This window comes from Serratia sp. BNK-12, from assembly GCF_047456085.1.
Lineage (GTDB): Bacteria > Pseudomonadota > Gammaproteobacteria > Enterobacterales > Enterobacteriaceae > Serratia > Serratia liquefaciens.
Map to the genome: position 1 here is coordinate 4,654,785 of NZ_CP179896.1, position 24,623 is coordinate 4,679,407.

The 24,623-nt window shown below is 57.5% G+C and carries 20 protein-coding genes; 12 read left to right on the forward strand and 8 right to left on the reverse strand.

The features are described 5' to 3' along the window. Window positions 1-324: 324 nt before the first annotated feature. Together lptG and lptF are read right to left on the reverse strand one after the other, a co-directional pair. Window positions 325-1,395: an LPS export ABC transporter permease LptG gene (lptG, locus tag ACMGG1_RS21710; protein ID WP_198640272.1), complete on the reverse strand. Its 1,071-nt coding sequence runs from the start codon at window positions 1,393-1,395 to the stop codon at window positions 325-327. Further along, window positions 1,395-2,489 (reverse strand): LPS export ABC transporter permease LptF, encoded by a 1,095-nt coding sequence (gene lptF / locus ACMGG1_RS21715; protein ID WP_020825021.1) that lies wholly within the window; start codon window positions 2,487-2,489, stop codon window positions 1,395-1,397. Before lptF ends, lptG begins: the two co-directional genes overlap by 1 nt. A gap of 280 nt (window positions 2,490-2,769) precedes the next feature. Between lptF and pepA the strand changes: the two genes are divergently transcribed. The 4 genes from pepA (at window position 2,770) to ACMGG1_RS21735 (ending at window position 8,662) form a co-directional block, all read left to right on the forward strand. After that, window positions 2,770-4,281 carry a leucyl aminopeptidase gene (gene pepA / locus ACMGG1_RS21720; protein WP_020825020.1) on the forward strand — a complete coding sequence of 504 codons (1,512 nt, stop codon included), beginning with the start codon at window positions 2,770-2,772 and terminating at the stop codon, window positions 4,279-4,281. A 209-nt stretch (window positions 4,282-4,490) separates the two neighbouring features. Next, the gene (locus ACMGG1_RS21725) at window positions 4,491-4,940 is read left to right on the forward strand and encodes a DNA polymerase III subunit chi (protein ID WP_012005017.1); all 450 of its coding nucleotides are present in this window, start codon (window positions 4,491-4,493) and stop codon (window positions 4,938-4,940) included. Window positions 4,941-4,953: 13 nt separating this feature from the next. Beyond that, entirely contained in the window at window positions 4,954-7,830 is a 2,877-nt protein-coding gene (locus tag ACMGG1_RS21730) for a valine--tRNA ligase (RefSeq protein WP_116691369.1), read from the forward strand. A 328-nt stretch (window positions 7,831-8,158) separates the two neighbouring features. Continuing rightward, a complete protein-coding gene (locus ACMGG1_RS21735) occupies window positions 8,159-8,662 on the forward strand; it encodes a GNAT family N-acetyltransferase (RefSeq protein WP_041414155.1) in 504 nt (167 codons plus the stop codon). A 47-nt stretch (window positions 8,663-8,709) separates the two neighbouring features. Here the strand turns inward: ACMGG1_RS21735 and ACMGG1_RS21740 are convergent, their stop codons facing one another. Continuing rightward, window positions 8,710-9,699 carry an acyltransferase family protein gene (locus tag ACMGG1_RS21740; RefSeq protein ID WP_414161017.1) on the reverse strand — a complete coding sequence of 330 codons (990 nt, stop codon included), beginning with the start codon at window positions 9,697-9,699 and terminating at the stop codon, window positions 8,710-8,712. Between the two features lie 352 nt (window positions 9,700-10,051). Between ACMGG1_RS21740 and ACMGG1_RS21745 the strand changes: the two genes are divergently transcribed. Further along, window positions 10,052-11,659, forward strand: a complete 1,608-nt coding sequence (locus ACMGG1_RS21745; RefSeq protein ID WP_400827034.1) for a GMC family oxidoreductase — start codon at window positions 10,052-10,054, stop codon at window positions 11,657-11,659. 24 nt (window positions 11,660-11,683) lie between these two features. Here the strand turns inward: ACMGG1_RS21745 and miaE are convergent, their stop codons facing one another. After that, window positions 11,684-12,448, reverse strand: a complete 765-nt coding sequence (gene miaE, locus ACMGG1_RS21750) for a tRNA isopentenyl-2-thiomethyl-A-37 hydroxylase MiaE (RefSeq protein ID WP_187962200.1) — start codon at window positions 12,446-12,448, stop codon at window positions 11,684-11,686. Window positions 12,449-12,547: 99 nt separating this feature from the next. Continuing rightward, window positions 12,548-12,976 (reverse strand): ribonuclease E inhibitor RraB, encoded by a 429-nt coding sequence (gene rraB / locus ACMGG1_RS21755; protein WP_020825014.1) that lies wholly within the window; start codon window positions 12,974-12,976, stop codon window positions 12,548-12,550. Between the two features lie 163 nt (window positions 12,977-13,139). On the opposite strand from rraB, the gene argF reads away from it, so the two are divergent. Both argF and ACMGG1_RS21765 read left to right on the forward strand, forming a co-directional pair. Then, entirely contained in the window at window positions 13,140-14,159 is a 1,020-nt protein-coding gene (argF, locus tag ACMGG1_RS21760; RefSeq protein ID WP_400827036.1) for an ornithine carbamoyltransferase, read from the forward strand. Window positions 14,160-14,360: 201 nt separating this feature from the next. Further along, on the forward strand, window positions 14,361-15,929 hold the full coding sequence (locus ACMGG1_RS21765; protein ID WP_400827038.1) for an ABC transporter substrate-binding protein: 1,569 nt from the start codon (window positions 14,361-14,363) through the stop codon (window positions 15,927-15,929). Window positions 15,930-16,166: 237 nt separating this feature from the next. Here the strand turns inward: ACMGG1_RS21765 and ACMGG1_RS21770 are convergent, their stop codons facing one another. From ACMGG1_RS21770 to ACMGG1_RS21780, 3 genes are read right to left on the reverse strand one after another with little or no spacing between them, the layout of a single operon-like run. Next, window positions 16,167-16,565, reverse strand: a complete 399-nt coding sequence (locus tag ACMGG1_RS21770; protein ID WP_020825011.1) for a RidA family protein — start codon at window positions 16,563-16,565, stop codon at window positions 16,167-16,169. Next, window positions 16,562-18,022, reverse strand: a complete 1,461-nt coding sequence (locus ACMGG1_RS21775; protein ID WP_400827040.1) for an amidohydrolase family protein — start codon at window positions 18,020-18,022, stop codon at window positions 16,562-16,564. The genes ACMGG1_RS21770 and ACMGG1_RS21775 overlap by 4 nt, the downstream gene beginning before the upstream one ends. 38 nt (window positions 18,023-18,060) lie before the next feature. Next, the gene (locus ACMGG1_RS21780; protein ID WP_046374619.1) at window positions 18,061-18,924 is read right to left on the reverse strand and encodes a MurR/RpiR family transcriptional regulator; all 864 of its coding nucleotides are present in this window, start codon (window positions 18,922-18,924) and stop codon (window positions 18,061-18,063) included. 193 nt (window positions 18,925-19,117) lie between these two features. Here ACMGG1_RS21780 and ACMGG1_RS21785 point away from each other — a divergent pair, with 193 nt between their 5' ends. The 5 genes from ACMGG1_RS21785 (at window position 19,118) to pyrB (ending at window position 24,613) form a co-directional block, all read left to right on the forward strand. Continuing rightward, on the forward strand, window positions 19,118-20,359 hold the full coding sequence (locus tag ACMGG1_RS21785) for an amino acid deaminase (RefSeq protein WP_130016112.1): 1,242 nt from the start codon (window positions 19,118-19,120) through the stop codon (window positions 20,357-20,359). A gap of 19 nt (window positions 20,360-20,378) precedes the next feature. Further along, entirely contained in the window at window positions 20,379-21,167 is a 789-nt protein-coding gene (locus ACMGG1_RS21790) for an ABC transporter ATP-binding protein (protein WP_187962196.1), read from the forward strand. A gap of 236 nt (window positions 21,168-21,403) precedes the next feature. Further along, window positions 21,404-22,360, forward strand: coding sequence for an ABC transporter substrate-binding protein (locus ACMGG1_RS21795; RefSeq protein ID WP_046374621.1), 957 nt, complete (start codon window positions 21,404-21,406; stop codon window positions 22,358-22,360). Continuing rightward, window positions 22,360-23,364: a FecCD family ABC transporter permease gene (locus ACMGG1_RS21800; RefSeq protein WP_400827044.1), complete on the forward strand. Its 1,005-nt coding sequence runs from the start codon at window positions 22,360-22,362 to the stop codon at window positions 23,362-23,364. Before ACMGG1_RS21795 ends, ACMGG1_RS21800 begins: the two co-directional genes overlap by 1 nt. Before the next feature lie 313 nt (window positions 23,365-23,677). Continuing rightward, window positions 23,678-24,613, forward strand: a complete 936-nt coding sequence (gene pyrB, locus ACMGG1_RS21805) for an aspartate carbamoyltransferase (RefSeq protein WP_400827046.1) — start codon at window positions 23,678-23,680, stop codon at window positions 24,611-24,613. Window positions 24,614-24,623 lie beyond the last annotated feature (10 nt).

Here is a 24,623-nt window from a genome sequence, read left to right on the forward strand (position 1 = left end):
GGGCGCGGCATGCGGCGCCCCTACGGATGACATCGGGGATAACTGTGGTAAACGGCACGGGCACAGCGTGCGGCCCGCCTACGGATGACATCGGGGATAACTGTGGCAAACGGCACGGGCACGGCATGCGGCGCCTCTACGCATATCATCGGAGATAACTGTGGCAAACAGCACGGGCGCGGCGTGCGGCGCCCGTGCTACGGATGATATCGACGATAATGTGCACTGTGCGTAGCGATATCATCAGCTGCGCGCTGCAGAGCTCCCAGAAACAAAAAAGGCGTAACCGCATGGCTACGCCTTTTTAAATCGTCTGTCGTGCCACTACCTGCGTTTTAGCAGCATATACACGCTGATCAGCAGGAACAGCATGCTTGGTAGCAACGCGCCCAGTACCGGCGGCATGTTGTACACCAGGCTCAGCGGGCCGAATATCTGGTCCAGCACGTAGAACAGGAAACCGAAGCTGATACCGGTCACAACACGCACGCCCATCGGCACGCTGCGCAGCGGCCCGAAGATGAACGACAGCGCCATCAGCATCATCACCGCAACGGAAAGCGGCGAGAACACTTTGCTCCACATGTTCAGCTGGTAGCGGTTGGCTTCCTGGCCGCTTTGTTTCAGATACTTCACGTAGTTGTGCAGGCCGCTGATCGAAAGCGAGGTTGGGTCCAGCGCCACCACGCCCAGTTTGTCCGGGGTCAGGTTGGTTTTCCATTCGCCTGTCAGCGTCTGGGTGCCGGTCACCTGCTTTTCATTGGTCAGGTCGGAGGTATCCACCTGCGAAAGCTTCCACACGCCGTCTTCAAAGCTGGCGGTGGCGGCATAGCGCACCGTCTCCAGCCTGCGCTGGTCGTTGAAGTGGTAGATATTGACGCCGGAAAGCTCTTTCTCGCCCGCCACGCGCTCGATGTAGATGAAGTCGTTGCCGTCCTTCGCCCACAGGCCGTTTTTGGTGGAAAGCAGCGAGCCGCCGTACATCTGCTGCGCACGGTAGTTGCGCGCCATCTGGTCGCCCTGCGGTGCCACCCACTCGCCAATCGCCATGGTCAACAGCACCAGCGGGATAGCGGTTTTCATCACCGAGCCGGCGATCTGCATGCGGGTAAAACCGGAAGCCTGCATCACCACCAGTTCACTGCGCGTCGCCAGTTGCCCCAGCCCGAGCAGTGCGCCCAGCAGTGCGGCCATCGGGAAGAAGATCTCGATGTCTTTCGGTACACTCAGCAGGGTAAACATCCCGGCGCTCAGCGCCGTGTACTCGCCCTGGCCCACTTTACGCAGCTGATCGACGAACTTGATGATGCCGGAAAGCGACACCAGCATGAACAACGTCATGATGATGGTGTTGAAAATCGTCTTACCGATATATCGGTCTAAAACGCCAAACATCAGGCCGCTCCTCTCAGGCGTGCACGCAGCTTACGCATCGGCACCGTATCCCACAGGTTTAGCGCCAGCGCGATCGCAAAGTACGCCGCGTTGACCACCCAAAGCCATATCATCGGGTCCAGTTTGCCCTTGCCGCCGTTGGAACGCAGCGACGTCTGCAGCAGGAAGAAAATCAAATACAGCAGGATGGCCGGCAGCATGCTCAGCACACGGCCCTGGCGCGGGTTGACCACGCTGAGCGGTACCACCAACAGCGCCATGATCACCACGGAAAGCACCAGCGTCAGGCGCCAGTGGAACTCGGCGCGTGCGTCCGGGTCGTCAGACTCCAGCAGCGTCTGCATCGACATCTGCTCGGCCTGGTTGCCGTCCACGGCGACCGTGCGGTGGCCAACCACGGCTTTATAGTCGTTGAAATCGGTAATGCGGAAGTCACGCAGCAGCGCGGTGCCTTCGAAGCGGGTGCCCTTGTCCAGCGTCACCACCTGCGAACCGTCTTTCATTTGGTTGATCTGGCCATGCTCAGCCACCACCACGGATGGGCGTTGGTTGCCGTTCGGCCGCAGTTGTGCCAGGAACACGTCGTTGAAGGTGCTGCCTTTTACGTTGCCGATAAACAGCACCGCGTTGCCGTCTTGCGAAGGTTTGAACTGCCCTTCCGCCAGCCCGGCGATGCTGGGGTTGGCTTTGGCTTCGCTGATCACCACGTCCTGATAGCGCGAGGCCATGGGCCCGGCCCAGAACACGTTGACCGCCGCCACGGCGGAGGTGATCAGCGCCAGCACCATCGCGGCGATAATCAGGGTGCGCTTACCCAGCCCGCAGGCATGCATCACGGTGATTTCGCTGTCGGTATACAGCCGCCCAAGCGTCATCAATAAGCCGAGAAACAGGCTTAACGGCAGGATTAGCTGCGCCATCTTCGGCACACCCAATGCGAGCAATGAAAGGACTAAATTTGTCGGGACATCGCCGTCCACCGCATCGCCTAACACCTTGACCAGGTTCTGACAAAAGAAGATCAGAAGCAGGATGAAAAGGATCGCGATTTGGCTCTTTAGCGTTTCCCGTACCAGATATCTTATGATGATCACGCTTATTACGCCTGTGAAAACTTGTCTTTTTGCAGGAAAATCGATAGTTTCATCGCTAATCCGCCATTTATTCTCATCATATGGCAACCAACACAGCTAAAATAGTATTACAACATCTAGCATTTGGGTGTCCTATAGGAACTTACTTATAGTCGCCAAAACAGAGCAATTTACGCCGTTCAGGTTAACATAGTTAGTTAACTCAATGGCGGGAGATCGTTACGGAGTACGTTATTCTAGCCGTAGCGCCTGCCTTTGTCTTTAAGATTCAGGAGAGTGCATGGAGTTCAGTGTAAAAAGCGGTAGCCCGGAAAAACAGCGCAGTGCCTGTATTGTAGTCGGCGTTTTCGAACCGCGCCGCTTGTCCCCTATCGCAGAACAACTCGACAAAATCAGTGATGGTTATATCAGCGCTTTGCTGCGCCGTGGCGAACTGGAAGGTAAAGTCGGGCAGACGTTACTGCTGCACCATGTGCCTAACATTCTCTCCGAACGCATCCTGTTGATTGGCTGTGGCAAAGAGCGCGAGCTCGATGAACGCCAGTACAAACAGGTGATTCAAAAAACCATCAATACCCTTAACGATACCGGCTCCATGGAAGCGGTCTGCTTCCTGACCGAGCTGCACGTGAAAGGCCGCAACACTTACTGGAAGGTGCGCCAGGCGGTGGAAACCGCAAAAGAAACGCTCTACACCTTCGATCAGCTGAAAAGCAATAAAGTGGAGCCGCGCCGTCCGCTGCGCAAAATGGTGTTCAACGTGCCGACCCGCCGTGAGCTCACCAGCGGCGAACGCGCTATCCAGCACGGTCTGGCCGTCTCTTCCGGTATCAAGGCAGCGAAAGATCTCGGCAATATGCCGCCGAACATCTGTAACGCCGGCTACCTGGCCTCTCAGGCTCGTCAACTGGCGGACGCCTTCAGCACCAACATCACCACCCGCGTCATCGGCGAACAGCAGATGAAAGAGCTGGGGATGAACGCCTATCTGGCGGTTGGCGCAGGGTCGCAGAACGAATCGCTGATGTCGGTGATGGAATATAAAGGCAACCCGAACCCGGACGCCAAGCCGATTGTGCTGGTGGGTAAAGGGCTGACCTTCGACTCCGGCGGTATCTCGATCAAACCTGCCGACAGCATGGACGAGATGAAGTACGACATGTGTGGCGCCGCCACCGTGTACGGCGTGATGCGCGTGGTGGCGGAATTGAACCTGCCGCTGAACGTGATCGGCGTACTGGCTGGCTGTGAAAACATGCCGGGCGGCAGCGCTTATCGTCCGGGTGACGTGCTGACCACCATGTCCGGCCAGACCGTCGAGGTGTTGAACACCGACGCCGAAGGCCGCCTGGTGCTGTGCGACACCCTGACCTACGTTGAGCGTTTCGATCCGGAGCTGGTGATTGACGTTGCCACCCTGACCGGCGCCTGCGTGATTGCGCTGGGCCACCACATCACCGGCCTGATGTCGAACCACAACCCGCTGGCACACGAACTGATCGGCGCGTCCGAACAGGCCGGTGATCGCGCGTGGCGCTTGCCGATGTCCGACGAGTACTATGAGCAGTTGGACTCCAATTTTGCCGATATGGCGAACATTGGCGGCCGTCCGGGCGGGGCTATCACCGCAGCCTGCTTCCTGTCGCGCTTTACCCGCAAGTACAGCTGGGCGCACCTGGATATCGCCGGCACCGCCTGGCGTTCCGGCAAGGCCAAAGGCGCAACCGGCCGTCCGGTAGCGATGCTGGCGCAGTTCCTGCTCAATCGCGCGGGGCTGAACGGCGACGATTAAATCTGAGCGGTAATTCAGGTATAATCCCCAAGGGTACAGCATGCTGTACCCTTGTGTTTTTAGTAATGCTGCACAATTTTATAAACCCAATAGCTTTCGAGTTGCAGCAAGGCGGCAACCGAGAGAATCCCCAGGAGCTTACACGGGTAAGTGACTGGGGTGAGGGAGGGCAGCCAACACGGCTGCAGCTTGAAAGATGAAGGGGTTATATGAAACAGGCTACGTTCTATTTAATTGAACATGCGGAACCGGCAGGTGCGCTCAGCGCGCATGAGGCCGTGGCCTGCGCCGTTGCCGCCGAACGCTGGCGCTCCGGCAAGCGGGTGTTGATCGCCTGCGAAAGCCAGGAACAGGCCCAGCGGTTGGACGAAGCGCTGTGGCAGCGCGATCCGCACCAGTTCGTGCCGCACAACCTGGCCGGCGAAGGGCCACACTACGGTGCCCCGGTCGAGCTGTGCTGGCCCGGCAAACGCGGCAACTCACCGCGCGATCTGCTGATCGCCCTGCTGCCGCAGTTTGCAGATTTTGCTACTGCTTTCCATGAAGTGGTAGACTTCGTCCCTTACGAAGACACCTTAAAACAGTTGGCGCGCGACCGATATAAAGCCTATCGCAGCGTCGGCTTCCATTTGACCACGGCAACGCCGCCAACTCACTGAACAACGATATAAAATGGAAAAGACAAACAGTCATCTCGATACCGCATACGACCCGAAAGAGATCGAACAGAAGCTGTACGATCACTGGGAAAACCAGGGTTATTTCAAGCCAAACGGTGATACCAGCCAGGAAAGCTTCTGCATCATGATCCCGCCGCCGAACGTCACCGGCAGCCTGCACATGGGTCACGCCTTCCAGCAGACCATCATGGACACCATGATCCGTTACCAGCGCATGCAGGGTAAAAACACCCTGTGGCAGGCCGGTACCGACCATGCCGGTATCGCTACCCAGATGGTGGTTGAGCGCAAGATCGCCGCAGAAGAAAACAAAACTCGCCATGACTATGGCCGCGATGCGTTCATCGACAAAATCTGGCAGTGGAAAGCGGAATCCGGCGGCACCATCACCCGCCAGATGCGTCGCCTGGGCAACTCCGTGGACTGGGAGCGCGAGCGCTTCACCATGGACGAAGGCCTGTCCAATGCGGTACGCGAAGTGTTTGTCCGTCTGCACAAAGAAGATCTGATCTACCGCGGCAAACGCCTGGTGAACTGGGATCCGAAACTGCGCACCGCCATCTCCGACCTGGAAGTGGAAAACCGCGAGTCCAAAGGCTCCATGTGGCACCTGCGCTATCCGCTGGCTGACGGCGCCAAAACCGCCGAAGGCAAAGATTACCTGGTGGTCGCCACCACCCGTCCGGAAACCGTGCTCGGTGATACCGGCGTGGCGGTAAACCCGGAAGACCCGCGCTACAAAGATTTGATCGGCAAAGAAATCATTCTGCCGCTGGTGGGCCGTCGCATCCGCATCGTCGGTGACGAGCACGCCGACATGGAAAAAGGCACCGGCTGCGTGAAAATCACCCCGGCGCACGACTTTAACGACTACGAAGTCGGTAAACGTCACGGCCTGCCGATGATCAACATCCTGACTTTCGACGGCGATATCCGCCAGGAAGCGGAAGTGTTCAACACGCTCGGCGAAATCTGCACCGATTACTGCAACGAAATCCCGGCCCAGTTCCGTGGCCTGGAGCGTTTCGCGGCGCGTAAAGCAGTGGTTGCCGCCTTTGACGAATTGGGCCTGCTCGACGAGATCAAACCGCACGACCTGACGGTGCCTTACGGCGACCGCGGCGGCGTGGTGATCGAACCCATGCTGACCGACCAATGGTACGTACGTACCGCACCGCTGGCGAAAGTGGCGGTGGAAGCGGTTGAGCAAGGCGAAATTCAGTTCGTGCCGAAGCAGTACGAAAACATGTACTTCAGCTGGATGCGCGACATTCAGGACTGGTGTATCTCTCGTCAGCTGTGGTGGGGTCACCGTATCCCGGCCTGGTACGACGTGAACGGCAAAGTCTACGTGGGCCGCAGCGAAGAAGAAGTGCGCAGCGAAAACAACCTGGGCGCCGACGTGGTGCTGACTCAGGACGAAGACGTGCTGGACACCTGGTTCTCTTCCGGCCTGTGGACCTTCTCTACCCTGGGCTGGCCAGAGCAGACCGACGCGCTGAAAACCTTCCACCCAACCAGCGTGATGGTCAGCGGCTTCGACATCATCTTCTTCTGGATTGCGCGCATGATCATGCTGACCATGCACTTCATGAAGGACGAAAACGGCAAGCCGCAGGTTCCGTTCAAGACGGTCTACATGACCGGTCTGATCCGCGACGACGAAGGGCAGAAGATGTCCAAGTCGAAAGGCAACGTGATCGACCCGCTGGACATGGTTGACGGCATCTCGCTGGAAGACCTGCTGGAAAAACGCACCGGCAACATGATGCAGCCGCAGCTGGCGGAGAAAATCCGCAAGCGCACCGAGAAGCAGTTCCCGAACGGCATCGAGCCGCACGGCACCGACGCCCTGCGCTTCACCCTGGCGGCGCTGGCCTCTACCGGCCGTGACATCAACTGGGATATGAAGCGTCTGGAAGGCTACCGCAACTTCTGTAACAAGCTGTGGAACGCCAGCCGCTTCGTGCTGATGAACGCGGAAGGTCAGGACTGCGGCTTCAACGGCGGCGAGAAAGTGCTGTCGCTGGCGGACCGCTGGATCCTGGCCGAATTCAACCGTACGGTGAAGGCATACCGCGAAGCGCTGGACACCTACCGCTTCGATCTGGCCGCCAATATCCTGTACGAATTCACCTGGAACCAGTTCTGTGACTGGTACCTGGAGCTGACCAAGCCGGTCGTGAGCAACGGCAGCGAAGCGGAACAGCGCGGTACCCGCCACACGCTGATCACCGTGCTGGAAGCCCTGCTGCGCCTGGCGCACCCGGTGATCCCGTTCATTACCGAAACCATCTGGCAGCGCGTGAAAACCCTGACCGGCGAAACCGCAGACACCATCATGCTGCAACCCTTCCCAGAGTACGACGCCGCGTTGGAAGACGCGCAGGCGCTGAACGATCTGGAATGGATCAAGCAGGCGATCACCGCGGTGCGTAACATCCGCGCCGAGATGAACATCGCTCCGAGCAAACAGCTGGAAGTGCTGCTGCGCAACTGCAGTGCCGACGCTCAGCGTCGCGTGCAGGAGAACCAGAGCTTTATCGAGCGTCTAGCGCGTCTGGAGTCTATCGCCCTGCTGCCTGCGGGTGACAAAGGCCCGGTATCGGTCACCAAACTGGTGGACGGCGCCGAGCTGCTGATCCCTATGGCCGGCTTTATCGATAAAGACGCCGAAATCGCGCGTCTGTCGAAAGAGATGGGCAAGCTGGATGCAGAAATCGCCTCGATCGAAGGCAAGCTGGCCAACGAAGGCTTTGTAGCGCGCGCGCCGGAAGCCGTGGTCGCCAAAGAGCGCGAACGTCTGGCAGCCTGCAAAGAAGGTAAAGTGAAGCTGCAGGAACAGCAGGCGACCATCGCCGCGCTGTAATCTTACGGTTCACTGCAACAGTTGAAAAACAGCGGGGATTTCCCCGCTGTTTTTTTATCGCCGTTGCATCAGCCATATAAATACCCAATAGATTTCGAGATGCAGGAAGGCGGCAAGTGAGCGAAGCCCCAGGAGCTTACATAAGTAAGTGACTGGGGTAAGAAAACGCAGCCAACACATCTGCAGCTTGAAAGATGAAGGGTATAGATGTTATTACAAGATATTAAAGCTGCATGGACGCCGCCGAGATATAACCCCGGCGCGTTTTTGTCTGCACAAAAAACGATATTCCGGAGCCCTTCGGGTTCTTTTTATGGCGAGTGTAACTATGACAACAGCAACCCCAGTACGTCTTCTGGTGCGCCCAATAACGGCTGACGACAATGCCGCTATTGCTAATGTCATTCGCGAAGTCTCTGCCGAGCACGGCCTGACGGCGGACAAAGGCTATACCGTTTCCGACCCCAATCTGGACGTCTTGTATCAGCTCTACAGCCTGCCACGCAGCGCTTATTGGGTGATAGAAGTCGATGGCCGGATTGCCGGCGGTGGCGGCGTGGCCCCGCTGCAGGGCGGTGACGACGATATTTGCGAATTACAGAAAATGTATTTCCTGCCGATTTTGCGCGGCCAGGGCCTGGCAAAACGCCTGGCGCTGCAGGCACTGGAGTTTGCCCGTCAACAGGGCTTCCGCTGTTGTTATTTGGAAACCACCGCCAGCCTGACGCAGGCCATCGGCCTGTACGAGCATCTGGGCTTCGAACATATCGACCACGCCATGGGCACCACCGGCCACGTCGACTGCGAAGTCACCATGCTGAAAACGCTTTAATCTTGCTGCTGCGCCCGCGGTCATCACGGGCGCAACATTCAGCCTCCCTACGCCGTTACCCTGCCCTTGATCGCCAGCTCAATCCGGCTCAGCACCAGGCTGGTCAGATAGGACACCGCAATCAGCAGCAGCAGGATCAGCGGCGTATAGCGCGGCGCAAAAATCAGCTTTTGGGTAAAGTAATAGCAGTAGAAGCTGTGGGTCAGCCACATGTACATCGAATGCTTGCCCAGCTCGCCCACCGCCCGATTCACCGTGCTGCCCAGCCCGTCTGCGGTTTTCATCATCGCGATGATAAACAGCGGCGTCACCAGCAGCAGCCCCGGATTATGGGCGACGATAAACACCGCCACCGTCACCATCAGCAAGATCAGCGGATGGGTGCGGCTCAGGGTAACAATCAGCTTCGACAGCCAGAAGTCCGCCGGCATTTGCTTGCTGCGGCCAAACACCATGCCAAAGCCGAAAGGCAGTAGCCAGGTGCAATATTCGATCAAGATTTCAGGCGCCCAGGCGAAATACTGTAGCCCTCTGCCGCACAGCGCCGCCAGAACCAGCAACCCCAGCAGAGGGTAGATATTCAGCCGCGACAACAGCGGCAGAGAAAGCACGTACAGCACATAGAGTTTGAAGAACCACCACTCGCTGTTATACGTGGATTTAATGCCAATCAGGTTTTCGAGAAACAGCGGCAGGGAAAGGCTATACCTTTCTCCGGGAAAGAAGAAAATGCCGATAGGGACAAAGATAAATAACAGTATCCAATAGCTGATATATAAATTCTTCAGCTTTCCCCAAATATAGTGAAACGACACTTCTTTTTTCAGCGAAAACCCGTAACCGGACAGAAACAGAAACATCGAAACGCAAATCTTGCCGAACAGACCAAGATACATTTCAAGATCAACGCTGTTAACAATATGATAGACCGGGATATCCGGGCTAATTCGGATCGGGTAGGCAAACAGGTGATGGATCAGCATCAATATGATGGCAATCCCTTTTAAATAATTAGATTTATTAATCGAAATGTCCATATTTCTTAATATCTTATCCAACCACAGAGTGGCTCATCATATAGCAGCATTTTTGTGCTGACATCCTCTTTCCCGCTCGGATAAATCTCATATTTAATATTTCGTTTAGAAACAATGCGCCGGATATTTATCACCGCGTATTTTTCGCTCCGGTATCGTCACGGTTGCGCAAACCACAAAAAATATTAATATGAACATTTTATTTTTTATATATTAAAATCAATTAGTTGATAAAAATTAAAAACAATTTATGTGATATTCATTAACAAATTAACGATTTGAAATTGACCTACCGCCCGCTTGCGATACTCTGCCATGACAGGCTCATGCCGTAATCGCACAGGGAGCAGTCATGTCGGAAAATGCTTTTGATTACATCATTGTCGGCGCAGGTTCCGCCGGCTGCGTACTGGCAGCGCAGTTGATCCGCCGCACTCAGGCGCGGGTGTTACTGCTGGAAGCCGGTGGCGACGACAATAATTTATTCATCAAGATGCCGGCCGGCGTGGCGAAAATCATCGCCAAAAAAAGCTGGCCCTACGAAACCGAACCCGAGCCGCACGCCAACAACCGCCGCATGCAGATCGCCCAGGGCAAGGTGTTGGGCGGCAGCAGCTCGGTCAACGGCATGATCTATATTCGTGGCCAGCGGCAGGATTACGACGAGTGGGCCGAACGTTACGGCTGCGTCGGCTGGGGCTATCAGGACGTGCTACCCTATTTCAAACGTGCCGAGGCCAACGAGAGCCTGTCCGACACCTATCACGGCAGTGAGGGCCTGCTGCAGGTCAGCGAGAACCGCTACCGACACCCGCTCAGCATGGCGTTTATCCGCGCCGGCCAGGAGCTGGACCTGCCCTACCGCAACGATTTCAACGGCGACAGCCAGCACGGCGTCGGCTTCTACCAGACCACCACCCATAACGGCGAGCGCGCCAGCACTGCACGCACCTACCTGAAAGCGGTGCGCAACGACCAACGCCTGGTGGTGAAACTGAATGCGCTGGTGCACCGCGTTGTATTGGACAACAACATCGCCACCGGCGTGGTGTATAGCCAAAACGGCGGTGCCGAAGTCACCGCGCATGCGGCAAAGGAAGTGATCCTCAGCGCCGGCGCGGTAGGATCGCCGAAGATCCTGATGCTGTCAGGCATTGGGCCACGCGAACATCTGCAACAGTTGGGCATAACGCCGCTCGCCGATCTGCCGGTGGGCAAGAACTTCCACGATCACCTGCATATGTCGATCAACGTCAGCACCCGGCAACCGATCAGCCTGTACGGTGCCGATCGCGGGCTGCAGGCGCTACGCCACGGCACTGAATGGCTGGCGTTTCGCAGCGGCGTGCTGAGCTCCAACGTACTGGAAGGCGCCGCCTTCACCGACAGCCAGGGTGACGGCCGGCCCGACGTGCAAATCCACTTCCTGCCGATGCTCGACAGCTGGGACGACGTGCCCGGCGAACCGCTGCCCAATATCCACGGTTTCACGCTCAAGGTCGGTTATCTGCAGCCCAAGGCGCGAGGGGAAGTCCTGCTGCGCAGCCGCGATCCGCGCGATCCGGTGAAGCTGCACGCCAATTACCTCGGCCATCCGGAGGATTTGGCCGGCAGCGTGCGCGCGGTGAAATTCGGCCTGCGCTTTCTGCAAACCGCGGCCCTCAAGCCGCTGATCAAAGATCTGCTGATGCCGCAGCCGGCGTGGTTGAACGATGACGCCCAGTTGGAGGAGTTTGTGCGCAACTTCTGCAAGACGGTGTATCACCCGGTAGGCAGTTGCCGCATGGGCCAATCGCCACAGGACTCGGTGACCGATCTGCAACTGCGGGTGCACGGTTTTGAGCGACTGCGGGTGATCGACTGCTCGGTGATGCCGCAGGTCACCAGCGGCAATACCAATGCGCCGACCATTATGCTGGCGGAAAAAGCGGTGGATTTGCTGCTGGGCGCACCGGCGTAACTGAGTTGCGCGGGCGCCCGGCTATCAGGCGAAGGCGGGCACGCCGCTGTGGAAGCGGAACTCGCTGTCCGGCGTTTGGATAAGCTCTGCTTCAATGCGGCCGAAATGGGCCACCCGCTCACTGATGTCGCCACCGGCTATCTGTTCGGCAAGCTGCAGGTAATCCTGATAGTGGCGCGCTTCGGAGCGCAGCAGCGAAACGTAGAAACGGTTTAACTCGTCGTCCAGATGCGGTGCCAACCGGGCAAAACGCTCGCAGGAGCGGGCTTCGATATAGGCACCGCAAATCAGCTTATCAATCAGCGTGGCCGGATCGTGGGTGCGGATCCCGCGGATCATGCCTTTGGCATAGCGGCTGGCCGTGATCTTCTTATACGGGATCTGCCGCGCCAGCATGATCTCCAGCACCTGCGAGAAGTGATGCAGCTCTTCTTTGATCAGCAACACCATCTTGTCCGCCAGATCCTGGCCGTAGGCCGAGCCGTTCTTAGGCAAGATCTTGCGGGTGAAATTGTTTTGCTGGAACAAGGCTTCCGGCACGCCCTGCGCTTCATGCAGAAACGCTTCATAAGGCCTTAGCAGCGCCAACAAGGCATCGCCGCTCTCCTTGTCTGCCACGTAACGGCGGATTAGCCACATGCCGGTTTGCGCCGCTTTCAGCTCGCACACCATATGGTCGGTCAGCAACAGCGGCAGGTTTTCCGGACGACGGGCGGCGTCTATCCAGGCGTCTGGGGTTTCGCAATGCAGGAAGTTTAAAATGGGGGCTAACAGGGATTGGTATTTCATCTGCTTCAACTGCCCTATGCATTTCAAGTTACAGCTAGCGCTGCGGCTTGAAAAACGGCGGGATAGGCGGGGCCGGCGAGCGCCGGCCCACAAGATTAATTAATGGCGTTTACCGTCGTCGTCTTCGTCGATGAAGTCACCTTCTTCTTCGTCGTCGTCACCTTCTTCGCCGTTCGGATCTTCAAAGTAGGTGCCCCAACCGTCGTAGTTGACGCCGCAACGTGCCGCCAACGCCACCAGCTGCTCTACCTGAGTGTCGATCAGCTCGGCGTTGAGACCGATTTCGCTGATCACGTCACAGCACATCACCAGGGTACCGTCTTCCACTTCCAGCTCTTCGGCGTCGGTCACTTCGTAGCCCAACTTGAAGGCTTCAACGGCGGCCTGCTCCAGCACTTCAAACTTCTCAGCAGAAAGGTGGTGTTCGATAGTGTAGAGCGCTTCCGGATCGCTGCCGTCTTCCAGCAGTTCTTCGATGATCAGGCGGGTCTCTTCACGTTGTTCTTCTAGCTGTTCGCGGTTTGCCATGCCTATATCCTCAAGTCAAATGGCCTGTATTCCTTCTATTTTCACACACCGTCGGCATTGCTTCCACGATAAACGTGAAAGATTTCTCCCACGGGGTTGAAATTGAATATTCATACATATAAAGTGAATTTTAATTCAATAACAACAATCAGGATACACGGCAATGAGTAGCATAAACCCGTTCTACAAACGTCACTTCCTAAGGTTAATGGATTTCACCCCGGCGGAGCTTCAGGCGCTGCTGCAGCTTTCGGCCGAGTTAAAGCAGGCCAAGCGTAAAGGCCAGGAAAAACGCCACCTGCAGGGCAAAAATATTGCGCTCATCTTCGAAAAAGACTCGACCCGTACCCGATGCTCTTTCGAAGTTGCCGCTTTCGATCAGGGTGCTCAGGTCACCTATCTGGGCCCAAGCGGCAACCAGATCGGCCATAAAGAGTCGATGAAAGACACCGCCCGGGTGCTGGGCCGGATGTATGACGGTATTCAATACCGCGGTTATGGTCAGGCGCTGGTGGAAACCCTGGCCAACCATGCCGGCGTACCGGTGTGGAACGGGTTGACCAACGAGTTCCATCCGACCCAGTTGCTGGCGGATCTGCTGACCGTACAGGAGCACCTACCGGGCAAGCCGCTGAGCGAGGTGAAGCTCGCCTACCTTGGCGACACCCGCAACAACATGGGCAACACCCTGCTGGAAGCTGCCGCCCTGGCGGGCATGGACCTGCGACTGGTGGCGCCGAAGGCCTGCTGGCCACAGCCGGAGCTGGTGGCAGAGTGCCAGGCATTGGCAAAACAGACCGGCGCCAAGATCACCCTGACCGAAGACATTGCCGAAGGGGTGAAGGACGCGGACTTTCTGTATACCGACGTGTGGGTATCGATGGGCGAGCCGAAAGAAACCTGGCAGGAGCGTATCGCGCTGCTGAAGCCTTATCAGGTCAATATGGCGATGGTGAAACTGACCGGTAACCCGAACGTCAAATTCCTGCACTGCCTGCCGGCGTTTCACGACGACCAGACCACGCTCGGTAAGCAAATGGCCGAACAATACGGGCTGCACGGCGGCATGGAAGTCACCGATGAGGTGTTCGAATCTGCACACAGCGTGGTGTTCGATCAGGCCGAGAACCGCCTGCACACCATCAAGGCGGTGATGGTCGCCACCCTGAGCGAAACATTTTAATCTGCATTGCCGGGGCGCAGTGATCCAGCACGCTGCGTCCTCCCCCGCCTTTTCCGTCTAATATATTTTAAGCATATCAAATAGCCGATTGGCCTTTGTCAGCCGCCGACAAAGACTCTACCGTGGCATTCTGGCGGCGAAAACGCCGTGAAAACAAACGATAACAATAATTTCTTGCCGTACATTCAAGGGAAAACATCGATGAAAGCCAAAGTCCTGCCGCTGTTAATGCTTGCCGCCCTGTCCTCCTCCGCGCTGGCCGCCACCCCGCCCAATACGCTGGTGGTCGTGCAATCGCTCGACGATATCGTCAGCCTGGATCCGGCGGAGGCCAACGAGCTGTCGAGTATCCAGACCGTCCCCAGCCTATATCAGCGGCTGGTGCAGGCGGATCGCGACGATCCGGCAAAAGTGGAACCGGTGCTGGCGGAAAGCTGGCAGGGCGACGCCGCGGCCAAAACCCTGACCATCAAACTGCGTCCGCAGGCGGCCTTCGCCTCCGGCAACCCGCTGACTGCCGATGACGTGATCTTTTCCTTTAGCCGCGCGGTGAAGATGAACAAGTCACCGGCGTTTATCCTCAACGTTCTCGGCTGGCAGCCGGACAACATCGACGCACAGCTGAAAAAAATCGACGACCACAGCCTGCAACTGAGCTGGACGGCGAACGTCAGTCCTGCGGTGGCGCTGAATATTCTCTCCACGCCGATCGCCTCGATCGTCGACAGCAAGGCGGTGCAGCCTAACGCCAAAGACGGCGACTACGGCAATGCCTGGCTGAAAATGCACTCCGCCGGCAGCGGGCCGTTTAAAATGCGCGTCTATCAACCGCATCAGGCGATTGTGCTGGACGCCAACCCGACGTCGCCGGGCAGCAAGCCACTGCTGAAAAGCATCATCATTAAAAGCGTGCCGGACTCCGCCACTCGCCGCCTGTTGATCCAGCAAGGTGACGCTGATGTGGCGCGCGAACTGGGCCCGGACCAAACCGTGGCGCTGAAAAATCAGCCGGGCGTGAAGGTGCTGGAAATCCCCTCTGCCGAGCAGAATTACCTGGTGTTCAACACCGGCAATACTGCCAATCCGCTGTTGAAAAACCCGGCGTTCTGGGAAGCGGCGCGCTATCTGATCGACTATCAGGGCATCACTAAAGACCTGCTGAAGGGCCAGTATTTTGTGCACCAGAGCTTCCTGCCGGTCGGCTTGCCGGGCGCGCTGAAAGACAATCCGTTCAGTTTCGATCCGGCCAAAGCCAAGGCCATTCTGGCCAAGGCCGGTATCACCAATGCCTCGCTGACGCTGGACGTCGAGAACAAACCGCCGTTTATTACTATTGCTCAGGCGTTGCAGGCCAGCTTTGCCGAAGGCGGCGTGAAGGTGGAACTGTTGCCGGCCGCCGGCAGCCAGGTTTATTCGCGGGTACGCGCCCGACAGCATCAGGCGGCGATCCGCCTGTGGATCCCGGACTATTTCGACGCCCACTCCAACGCCAGCGCCTTCGCCTATAACGACGGCAAGACCAGCACGGTCGCAGGCCTCAACGGCTGGCAGATCCCACAGTTGAACCAGCAAACGCTGGCGGCGGTGGCCGAAGCCGATCCCGCCAAGCGCACCGCGCTGTACACTGCCATGCAGCAAGAGCTGCAACGCAGTTCGCCGTATGTCTTTATCGATCAGGCGAAAACCGAAGTGGTGCTGCGCGATAACGTCAAAGGCTATCAGCAGGGTCTGAACGCCGACATGGTCTACTACGATCGCGTCAGCAAATAACCGACTCGCGCCAGGGAGCTCCACCGCCTGGTGAAATGATGATTAAGGGAGATTTTTCCCCTAAGGCCACTGGCAAAGTGCTCCCAAGTTTCGTAGTAAGGGCGCTGCATGCTGCGCCCTATCGCATAATCAATCGGTTAAATCGGGTCGACATGTTCGACCCCTACCGGTTTAACCCTTATGCGGGTTTGTCTGCGGTCTGAGGGTGGCTTCCCCCCCCTTTAATCGGCAAGCGTTCTAGCGGGGAATACGTGCGGCGTTATAGCAGGTGATATCCACTTCAACCTTGCAATCCACCACCAGATCGGCGACCGCGCAAATCCGTGCCGGGGGGTGAGCGGCAAAGAACTCGCGAAAGACTTTATTGAATGACTGGAAGTAACGCGCATCAGTCAGAATGACCTTAACGTGCACCACGTCTTCCAGGCCATATCCCGCTTCCGCCATAATATCCAGGCAGTTTTGGATCGCCAGGCGAGACTGATCGATAATCCCCCCCTCCACCACTTCACCGTCTTTCATCGGCGTTTGGCCGGAAATGTACAACCAGCCACCGGCTTCTACCGCGCGGGAAAAGGGCAGATGCTGCCCACCGGTCCCGGTTCCGCCGTCAATGCCGTATCTTTTGATCGTCATGCCTTGCTCCTGTCGATTGTGTTGCCCTGACGGCACAAAAACCGCCCGGCACGCAGGCCGGTCACGGCCTGATGTTGATAACTCAGTACGCCGTTCACCCACACCGCGTCGATCCCTGCGGCGGGTTGCTGCGGTTGGCTGAACGTCGCGCTGTCTTTCACTTTCAATGCGTCAAACAATACCAGATCGGCGTAGTACCCTGTTTTGATCAGCCCACGCTGCGGCAGTTGATAACGCGCCGCCGACATACCGCTCATTTTGTGCACCGCCACCGTGAGCGGGAACAAACCTTCATCGCGGCTGTAGTGGCCCAGCACGCGGGGAAAAGCGCCCCACAGGCGCGGGTGCGGCATCGGATCGTTCGGCAAGCCATCCGATCCCACCATGGTCAGCGGATAGCGCAATACCCGGCGCACATCCTGCTCGTCCATGTTGTAATAAATCGCCCCCGCCGGCATTAGCCGTTTGCCGGCCTCATGCAGGCTCATTGACCAGGCCCCGGCGATGTCCCGCAAGGATTGCCCCGCCATCTCCGGGTGCGGTTCGGACCAGGTGATGACGATATCGAACTCATCGGTGATCTGTTTTAAATCCAGCGTCGATGAACTGGCGGAATAAGGGTAACAGTCGCAGGACACGTCCTGCGTCTGGCGCACCCTGTCGAACAGCTTGAGCGTTTCCTGCGTGCGGCCCCAGTTTTTCGCCCCGGCGCATTTGTGGTGCGAAATCACCACCGGCACCCGGCCATGGCGGCCAATGTGGAATGCCTCCTCCATTGCCTCGAGTATGGGCTCAAATTCAGAACGCAGGTGAGTGGTGTAAATCCCCTGCTCACCCGCCAGCTCTTCCGCCAATGCCATCACCTCTTGCGTGGGGGCAGAGAACGCCGAGGCATACGCCAGACCGGTGCTCAGCCCCAAAGCGCCCTGTTGCAACGCGGCACGCAGCTGCTCACGCATGGCGCAGATTTCCTCGGCATTAGCCGGGCGAAACAGGTCGTCCATCTGGTTACTGCGCAGCGTGGTGTGCCCGATCAGCGTCGCCACATTCACCGCCGGCGTCGCGGCCTCGACCTGCTGACGATAATCGGCAATCGTGGGGTAAACGAAATGCGCTTTTTCTCCCAGCAGGTTCATTGGATCGGGCACGCTGGTTTTGATTACCGCCCCGGCAGCGCTGATGCCACAGTTGCCGACAATCACCGTGGTCACCCCCTGGGATATCTTCGGCAGCATCTCGGGCATGCGGATCACGTTGGTGTCGTCGTGAGTATGTACGTCGATAAACCCCGGCGACAGCACCCGCCCCCGGCCGTCGATCACCATCTCGGCTTCAGCCTCTATGGCTGGTGCGATCGCCGCAATCCGATCGTCTTTCACCGCCACATCGGCACGGTATTGCGGCCCGCCGCTGCCGTCGATCACCGTGACATTTTTAATCAGATACTGATACCGCATGAATCATCATCCTCAGGTTAGTGTCTTGGGGCAGCGACTCAGTCCCCCAGCGGCTGCCGATCTTCTCCTCCACGGTGACTGTCCAGCGCCAGCTTGATGCGGCGCAGACGGTCCCGGGACTGGCGTTTATTCGCCATGGCCAGCGCCGTCGCCAGCACGTCGACCATCGCCAACATGGCGTAGCGCGAAGTACTGGGTTTATAGATGTAATCATTTTCCCGCACCACCAGCGCCAACAGCACGTCGGCCTGCGCCGCCAGCGGCGTTCCTGCCGGCGTGATGGCCACTACTTTGGCCCCGTACTGGCGAGCAATCGCCGCGCTTTCCACCACTTCCTGCGTGTAGCCGCCCAGCGACAGCGCCACCACCACATCCTGCCTGGCCACCGCCGCCGCCATCATGCGCACCAGCAAGCCGTCGCTTTGCGCGGTCACCGGCAGCCCGAGCCGAAACAGGCGGTGCTGTACCTCAGCGGCACAAATGGTCGAACCGCCCCCCATGCCAATGGCCAGAATTTGCCGCGCGTCGCTGAGCCACTCCACCGCTTTGGCCAGCGCCGGCTCATCGATCGTCCGGCGGTTAATCGTCAGGACATTGATGATGGTTTCGTAAATCCCCTGGATCCCTTCCAGGTCCGGTTCTTCATGGATAAATCGTTGCCCCACCGCCAACGACTGCGCCAGCTTGACCTTAAGGTCCCGCACGTCACGGCAGCCCAGCGTTTTGGCGAAGCGCGTGATCGAGGCCTGGCTGACGTTGGCCTGCCGGGCCAGCTCGGCAATCGGCAAAGCGGTCACCGCGTCCGCCTCGTCCAGAATGAATTGCGCGATACGTTTTTCGGCGCTGCTCAGCTCAATAAAAAGCTCTGTAATGCGCGAGATAATGTCGATATCCACACCCATCGCCTCACCCCATAGTGATTAAATTTTGTCATTTACAATGCAAGAAAACAGTGGAAGACTACACAAAAATCAGCGTTAAAAATGATACTTTGTACCCTAAAATCAAAAAATAATATTTAAATACAATTAAAATCAAAGAAATAAATCAAGATACCCCAATTTAAAAAAGATAGAGCATCCAAAGGATAATGTTATGAAATACCAAAAAGATTTCACCGTTACCCATAAGGCCGCCGTGCTGCGCAGTGACCCGTCTGCGCCGGCAAACCTGCTTAACGAAGATGTCTGCCTGCCGGCCGCGGTGATCAAGCTCAGCAGCCTGGAAAACAATATCGCCTGGATGCAAAACTATGCCGATGCACGCGGCGTCTCGCTGGCCCCGCACGGTAAAACCACCATGACCCCCTGGATCTTCCAGCGTCAGGTAGCCCAGGGCGCCTGGGCGGTGGGCGTCGGTTCCGCCTGGCAGGCGAAGGTGGCAATGGAGGCGGGCGTACCCCGGGTGCTGATGGCCAACCAACTGGTCGGCAAGGCCAATATGCGACTCGTGGCCGAATTGAAAGCGCAACATCCCTCCACCCTTTTCCTTTGCTGCATCGACAGCCTGAGCAATGCGCAAGCCCTCTCGGCGTTTTTCAGCCAGCATGGGCAAACCCTGGATGTCCTGTTGGAACTGGGCGTGCCCGGCGGCCGCTGCGGCTGCCGTAGCGTGGCACAAGCCGAGCAACTGGCGCAGGATATTGCCGGGCTGCCAGGGCTGCGCCTACAGGGTATCGAGCTATATGAAGGCGTGATGCACGGCGACGACGCCCAGAGTAAAATCGAACGGTTCCTGCGTGACGCCGCCGGCTTGCTGCGTGAACTGCACCGGCAACGTCTGCTCAGCGGTGAAGAAGCAATCCTCACCGGTGCGGGCTCTTCCTGGTATGACGTGGTTTGCCGCGTTTGGGGTGAAGAGTCGCTGCCGGAAAACTGCCGTCGGGTGATCCGCCCCGGCTGTTACATCACCCACGATCGGGGAATTTATCAGGACGCGCAAAATGCGGTGCTGGCCCGCGATAGCTACGCCTGCGATCTCGCGGGGGAGCTAACCTCGGCATTGGAATTGATAGCGCTGGTACAGTCGGTGCCGGAGCCGGGCCGGGTTATCGTCAATTTTGGCAAGCGAGACGCGGCTTTCGACGCCGGATTACCGCAGCCGATCGCCCATTACCGCAACGGGGTTCGGCAAGACAGCGGCGTGCAGCAGTTGACCACCCAGGGGGTTATGGACCAGCACGCCATGTTAAGCTGCCCGGCAGACTTCCCGGTGCAGGTTGGAGATATACTGGTGTTTGCCACCTCTCACCCCTGCCTGACCTTCGATAAATGGAAGACGCTGTTGGTGATTGATGATAATTACAACGTTATAGAAACCATTGAGACATTTTTCTGAGCTCGGAAAAGGATATTTCATGACCAGCCTGCCCACCGACAGCCTGCTGTCGGTGCAGAATCTTTCTCTGGCGACACCAGGGAAAGCCCCGCGAATTGATCGGGCCAGCTTCAGTATTCAACCCGGTGAATCCGTTACCATTATCGGCCCGAACGGCAGTGGGAAATCCACGCTATTGCGGCTACTGACCTGTGAGCTCAAGCCGACCGAAGGCGAAATTCTCTTTCAGGGAAAGCCCCTAGCCAGCTTAAAACCCCAGCAACGCGCCCGCGCTATCGCCTTGCTGAGCCAGCACGATGATGCGGATTTACGGCTTAAGGTTAGCGAGTATGTGGCACTGGGACGACTGCCCTGGCTGGCCGATCATTCGCCATCTCAACACGCGCTGATAGTTGCAAAAGCGATGGAGGAGGTGGGTATCGGCCACCTGCAACATAACCCGCTGGGCAAGCTTTCAGGAGGGGAACGCCAGCGCGCCGGGTTCGCCAGAGCATTGGCGCAGCAGCCGGTGCTGTTATTGCTTGATGAACCCACTAACCATCTCGATCCGCTGGCCCGACATCAACTGCTGTCGCTGATCCATGAAAAAAAGATAGCCACGATAAAAGTGCTGCACGATCTCGAGCTGGTGCAACCCTTTTCCGATAAGGTGATGATCATCAATGAGGGGAAAATCCTTTGTTATGGCCGCCCTGAAACGGTGCTGGAATCGGCGCACCTGCAACAGGTGTTTGGCATGAGAACGCTGCAGGTTCGTCATCCGGAAAGCGGCGAAGCTGTGCGTTTCTTCGAGGCTTTACCGACATAATCCCCGCGATATTCGCCACAACCGACAATTGTTTGATCTAACTATATTTGTCATACGAATTATTCAGGTATGTTGCCCACGTTTCCAATAAACCGGGTTATTGACTTCGGTTTTGCCGTTTTGCCCACGGGGTTACCCGAGTGGGATGACCTTCCTCCGCCCCACTGACGCCAGGCCAGACAACCGACGGTAATGCCCAATCAATAGCCTTTCGGTGCAATGAATCTGGAGTCGATGTGAAAAAGTTAACCCTCGCCGCGTTACTGGCATTCACCGCGGCAAGCGCCGGGGCCTCTGGTTTCCCGGTTACGGTGGACAACTGCGGCCAGCCCCTGACCTTTGAACGCCCGCCGCAGCGTGCCATTATTCAAGATATCAATATGTCGCAAATGGCCTTTGCCCTGCAGCTCCAGCCTTCTATCGTCGGCGTGACAGGGATCTCCGGCTGGTACAAAAACATCCCTGAATTCACGCAGCAGCAGGGAACCATTCCAGAACTGGCCGCCAAATACCCGACGATCGAAAACCTTCTCGCTGCCAGTCCAGACCTGTTCTTCGCCGGCTGGAATTATGGTCTTCGTGGGGAAGTGACCCCGCAAGCGCTGGCAAAATTCAATATCAAAACGCTGGTGCTGAGTGAAAGCTGCATCCACGTCGACAACCATCGGCCGCGGGCCAGTATGGATTTGCTCTACGACGATATGATCAGGCTCGGCAAAGTCTTTGGTAAACAGGAACAGGCGGAAAAGCTGGTCGCAGGCTGGCAACGGCAGGTGGCAGATATCCATCGCAAAATTGCGACGCAGAAACCCGTCAGGGTGTTCCTTTATGATTCCGGCGAAGAAAAGCCCTACACCAGCGGGGCCTACGCCATGCCGACGGCGATTATTGAAGCCGCTGGGGCAACAAACGTGATGGATACCCTGAACACCAGCTGGGTGAACACCAATTGGGAAAGCGTGGCGGCGACAGAGCCTGAATTTATCATTCTGGTGGACTATCAGGCTGAGCCCACCGACAGCATCGATGCGCGGCAGCTTTTCCTTGAACAACACCCCCTGATGAAGCAAACCCCGGCAGTGGTCCATCACCGCTATTTGAAATTGAAATACCAGGCGTTAACACCGGGGCCGGTCAATATTGAGGCGATCCACAAACTGGCTCAGGCCCTTTATCCTGCCGCTGTTAGCTGATGTCGGAAAAAATACGTTTCAGGCTGGCCTGGACCCTCGCCCCGCTGTTATTGGCAGGGTTAATCTTCGCCAATGTCGCCCAAGGCAGCGTGTCGCTCTCTCTTGCCCAGGTGTTAAGCGCGCTGGGCATCGTCCCGGGTGATGTGCCCCCCATGATCAAGAGCATCGTGCTGGAACTGCGTTTGCCACGCACCTTGCTTGGGCTGCTGGCGGGGGCTGGCCTGGCGTTGGTCGGCGCACTGTTGCAAACCACAACCCGCAACGATTTGGCCGATCCCTTTCTGTTTGGCCTCTCCTCTGGCGCCTCCGCCGGCGTGGTGCTGGTGATGACCCGTCTCGGTGATAGCCTCGGGGCCTGGACGTTACCGGTGTCTTCCTTTGCCGGTGGCATGCTCTCTGCTGCCGTGGTGCTGGTTATTTTTATGACTCAATCGCAAAAAGGCACCGAAAAGCTGATTATCTGCGGGCTGGCGGTCTCTTTTTTATTCGGGGCCTTCACCAACTATCTGGTTTTTTCCGGCGATCAGCGTACCGCCAGCAGCGTACTGTTCTGGACGCTGGGCGGGCTGGGGCTGGCCCGCTGGGATAATGTGATTTTTGCCTTGATAGCGCTGCTGTTGCTGGTGGTATTGATTGCCTTGCGCTGGCGATCGCTGGACGGCTTACTGGCGGGCGAACAGACCGCCGGCACGCTGGGCATCAACACCCGCCGTTTGCGCACGGAAGTGTTTCTTTGCTGTTCGCTGGCGACGGCATTACTGGTGGCATTGACCGGGGTGATAGGATTTGTCGGCTTAATGGTTCCCCATCTGGCGCGCCCTTTTACCGGCGTACGTCACCAGCGTCTGCTGCCGTTGGTCGGGGTGTTAGGGGCCATATTGCTCTCTGCCGGCGATCTGCTGAGCCGCGTCATCACCGCCCCCCAAGAGCTGCCCATCGGGATCATTACCGCCGGGCTGGGCGGCGTTTTCGTTCTGGTGATTTTGCTGCGCCGAGCCCACTGAAGGTAAAATTTCTGCCATGCGGCTAAAGGCCACCAGCCAATCGATTGCGAAATGACAAAAATCGGCGTTTTAGCGCTTGCAGTGGACAAAGGCGCGAGTATAATGCGCGACAATTTGCCAGGAGAAAGCATGAAAAACGACGTTTGTTTTGTTAGCCACAACCGACAAAACCGACTGCCAATCGGCAGCCAACTGCCGTTGTTTCTCCTGTTGCTAAACCGATCGTTTCAAGCCCCTCGTTGAGGGGCTTTTTTTTGCCTGAAAAATCTGTTCAAAGTCCCGCGCCACGGGCACGAGTCGAGGAGAGTGAAAAATGACCAACCCGCTGTATCACAAACATATCATCTCTATTAACGATCTCAGCCGCGAGGATCTGGAGCTGGTGCTGCGCACCGCCGCCAGCCTGAAAGCCAATCCGCAACCCGAGCTGCTAAAACACAAGGTGATCGCCAGCTGCTTCTTTGAAGCCTCGACCCGTACCCGCCTGTCGTTTGAAACCTCGATGCACCGTCTGGGCGCTTCGGTAGTGGGTTTTGCCGACGGCAGCAACACCTCGCTCGGCAAGAAAGGCGAAACGCTGGCCGACACCATCTCGGTGATTGGCACCTACGTCGACGCCATCGTCATGCGTCATCCGCAGGAAGGCGCGGCGCGCCTGGCGACCGAATTCTCCGGCGGCATCCCGGTGCTCAACGCCGGTGACGGCGCCAACCAGCACCCGACCCAGACGCTGCTCGACCTGTTCACCATTCAGGAAACCCAGGGCCGCCTGAACAACATCAATATCGCCATGGTTGGCGACCTGAAATACGGCCGCACCGTGCACTCGCTGGCGCAGGCGCTGGCCAAGTTTGAAGGCAACCGCTTCTTCTTCATCGCGCCGGACGCGCTGGCAATGCCGGCCTATATCCTGCAAATGCTGGAAGAGAAAGGCATCGAGTTTAGCCTGCACAGCAGCATTGAAGAGGTGGTCCCCGAGCTGGATATTCTCTACATGACCCGGGTGCAGAAAGAGCGTCTGGATCCTTCCGAATACGCCAACGTGAAGGCGCAGTTCGTTCTGCGCGCAGCGGATCTGGCCGGCGCACGCGCCAACCTCAAGGTGCTGCACCCGCTGCCACGCATTGACGAAATCACTACCGACGTGGACAAAACGCCGTACGCCTACTATTTCCAGCAGGCGGGTAACGGCATTTTCGCCCGTCAGGCGCTGCTGGCGCTGGTTTTAAACGCAGATTTGGCTCTTTAAGGGGGAACCG

Excerpts from the sequence above, each read along its gene's own strand:
- lptG (WP_198640272.1), bottom strand. The coding sequence starts at position 1,395 with ATGTTTGGCGTTTTAGACCGATATATCGGTAAGACGATTTTCAACACC.
- pepA (WP_020825020.1), top strand. The coding sequence starts at position 2,770 with ATGGAGTTCAGTGTAAAAAGCGGTAGCCCGGAAAAACAGCGCAGTGCC.
- ACMGG1_RS21725 (WP_012005017.1), top strand. The coding sequence starts at position 4,491 with ATGAAACAGGCTACGTTCTATTTAATTGAACATGCGGAACCGGCAGGT.
- ACMGG1_RS21730 (WP_116691369.1), top strand. The coding sequence starts at position 4,954 with ATGGAAAAGACAAACAGTCATCTCGATACCGCATACGACCCGAAAGAG.
- ACMGG1_RS21735 (WP_041414155.1), top strand. The coding sequence starts at position 8,159 with ATGACAACAGCAACCCCAGTACGTCTTCTGGTGCGCCCAATAACGGCT.
- ACMGG1_RS21740 (WP_414161017.1), bottom strand. The coding sequence starts at position 9,699 with ATGGACATTTCGATTAATAAATCTAATTATTTAAAAGGGATTGCCATC.
- ACMGG1_RS21745 (WP_400827034.1), top strand. The coding sequence starts at position 10,052 with ATGTCGGAAAATGCTTTTGATTACATCATTGTCGGCGCAGGTTCCGCC.
- miaE (WP_187962200.1), bottom strand. The coding sequence starts at position 12,448 with ATGAAATACCAATCCCTGTTAGCCCCCATTTTAAACTTCCTGCATTGC.
- rraB (WP_020825014.1), bottom strand. The coding sequence starts at position 12,976 with ATGGCAAACCGCGAACAGCTAGAAGAACAACGTGAAGAGACCCGCCTG.
- argF (WP_400827036.1), top strand. The coding sequence starts at position 13,140 with ATGAGTAGCATAAACCCGTTCTACAAACGTCACTTCCTAAGGTTAATG.
- ACMGG1_RS21765 (WP_400827038.1), top strand. The coding sequence starts at position 14,361 with ATGAAAGCCAAAGTCCTGCCGCTGTTAATGCTTGCCGCCCTGTCCTCC.
- ACMGG1_RS21770 (WP_020825011.1), bottom strand. The coding sequence starts at position 16,565 with ATGACGATCAAAAGATACGGCATTGACGGCGGAACCGGGACCGGTGGG.
- ACMGG1_RS21775 (WP_400827040.1), bottom strand. The coding sequence starts at position 18,022 with ATGCGGTATCAGTATCTGATTAAAAATGTCACGGTGATCGACGGCAGC.
- ACMGG1_RS21780 (WP_046374619.1), bottom strand. The coding sequence starts at position 18,924 with ATGGGTGTGGATATCGACATTATCTCGCGCATTACAGAGCTTTTTATT.
- ACMGG1_RS21785 (WP_130016112.1), top strand. The coding sequence starts at position 19,118 with ATGAAATACCAAAAAGATTTCACCGTTACCCATAAGGCCGCCGTGCTG.
- ACMGG1_RS21790 (WP_187962196.1), top strand. The coding sequence starts at position 20,379 with ATGACCAGCCTGCCCACCGACAGCCTGCTGTCGGTGCAGAATCTTTCT.
- ACMGG1_RS21800 (WP_400827044.1), top strand. The coding sequence starts at position 22,360 with ATGTCGGAAAAAATACGTTTCAGGCTGGCCTGGACCCTCGCCCCGCTG.
- pyrB (WP_400827046.1), top strand. The coding sequence starts at position 23,678 with ATGACCAACCCGCTGTATCACAAACATATCATCTCTATTAACGATCTC.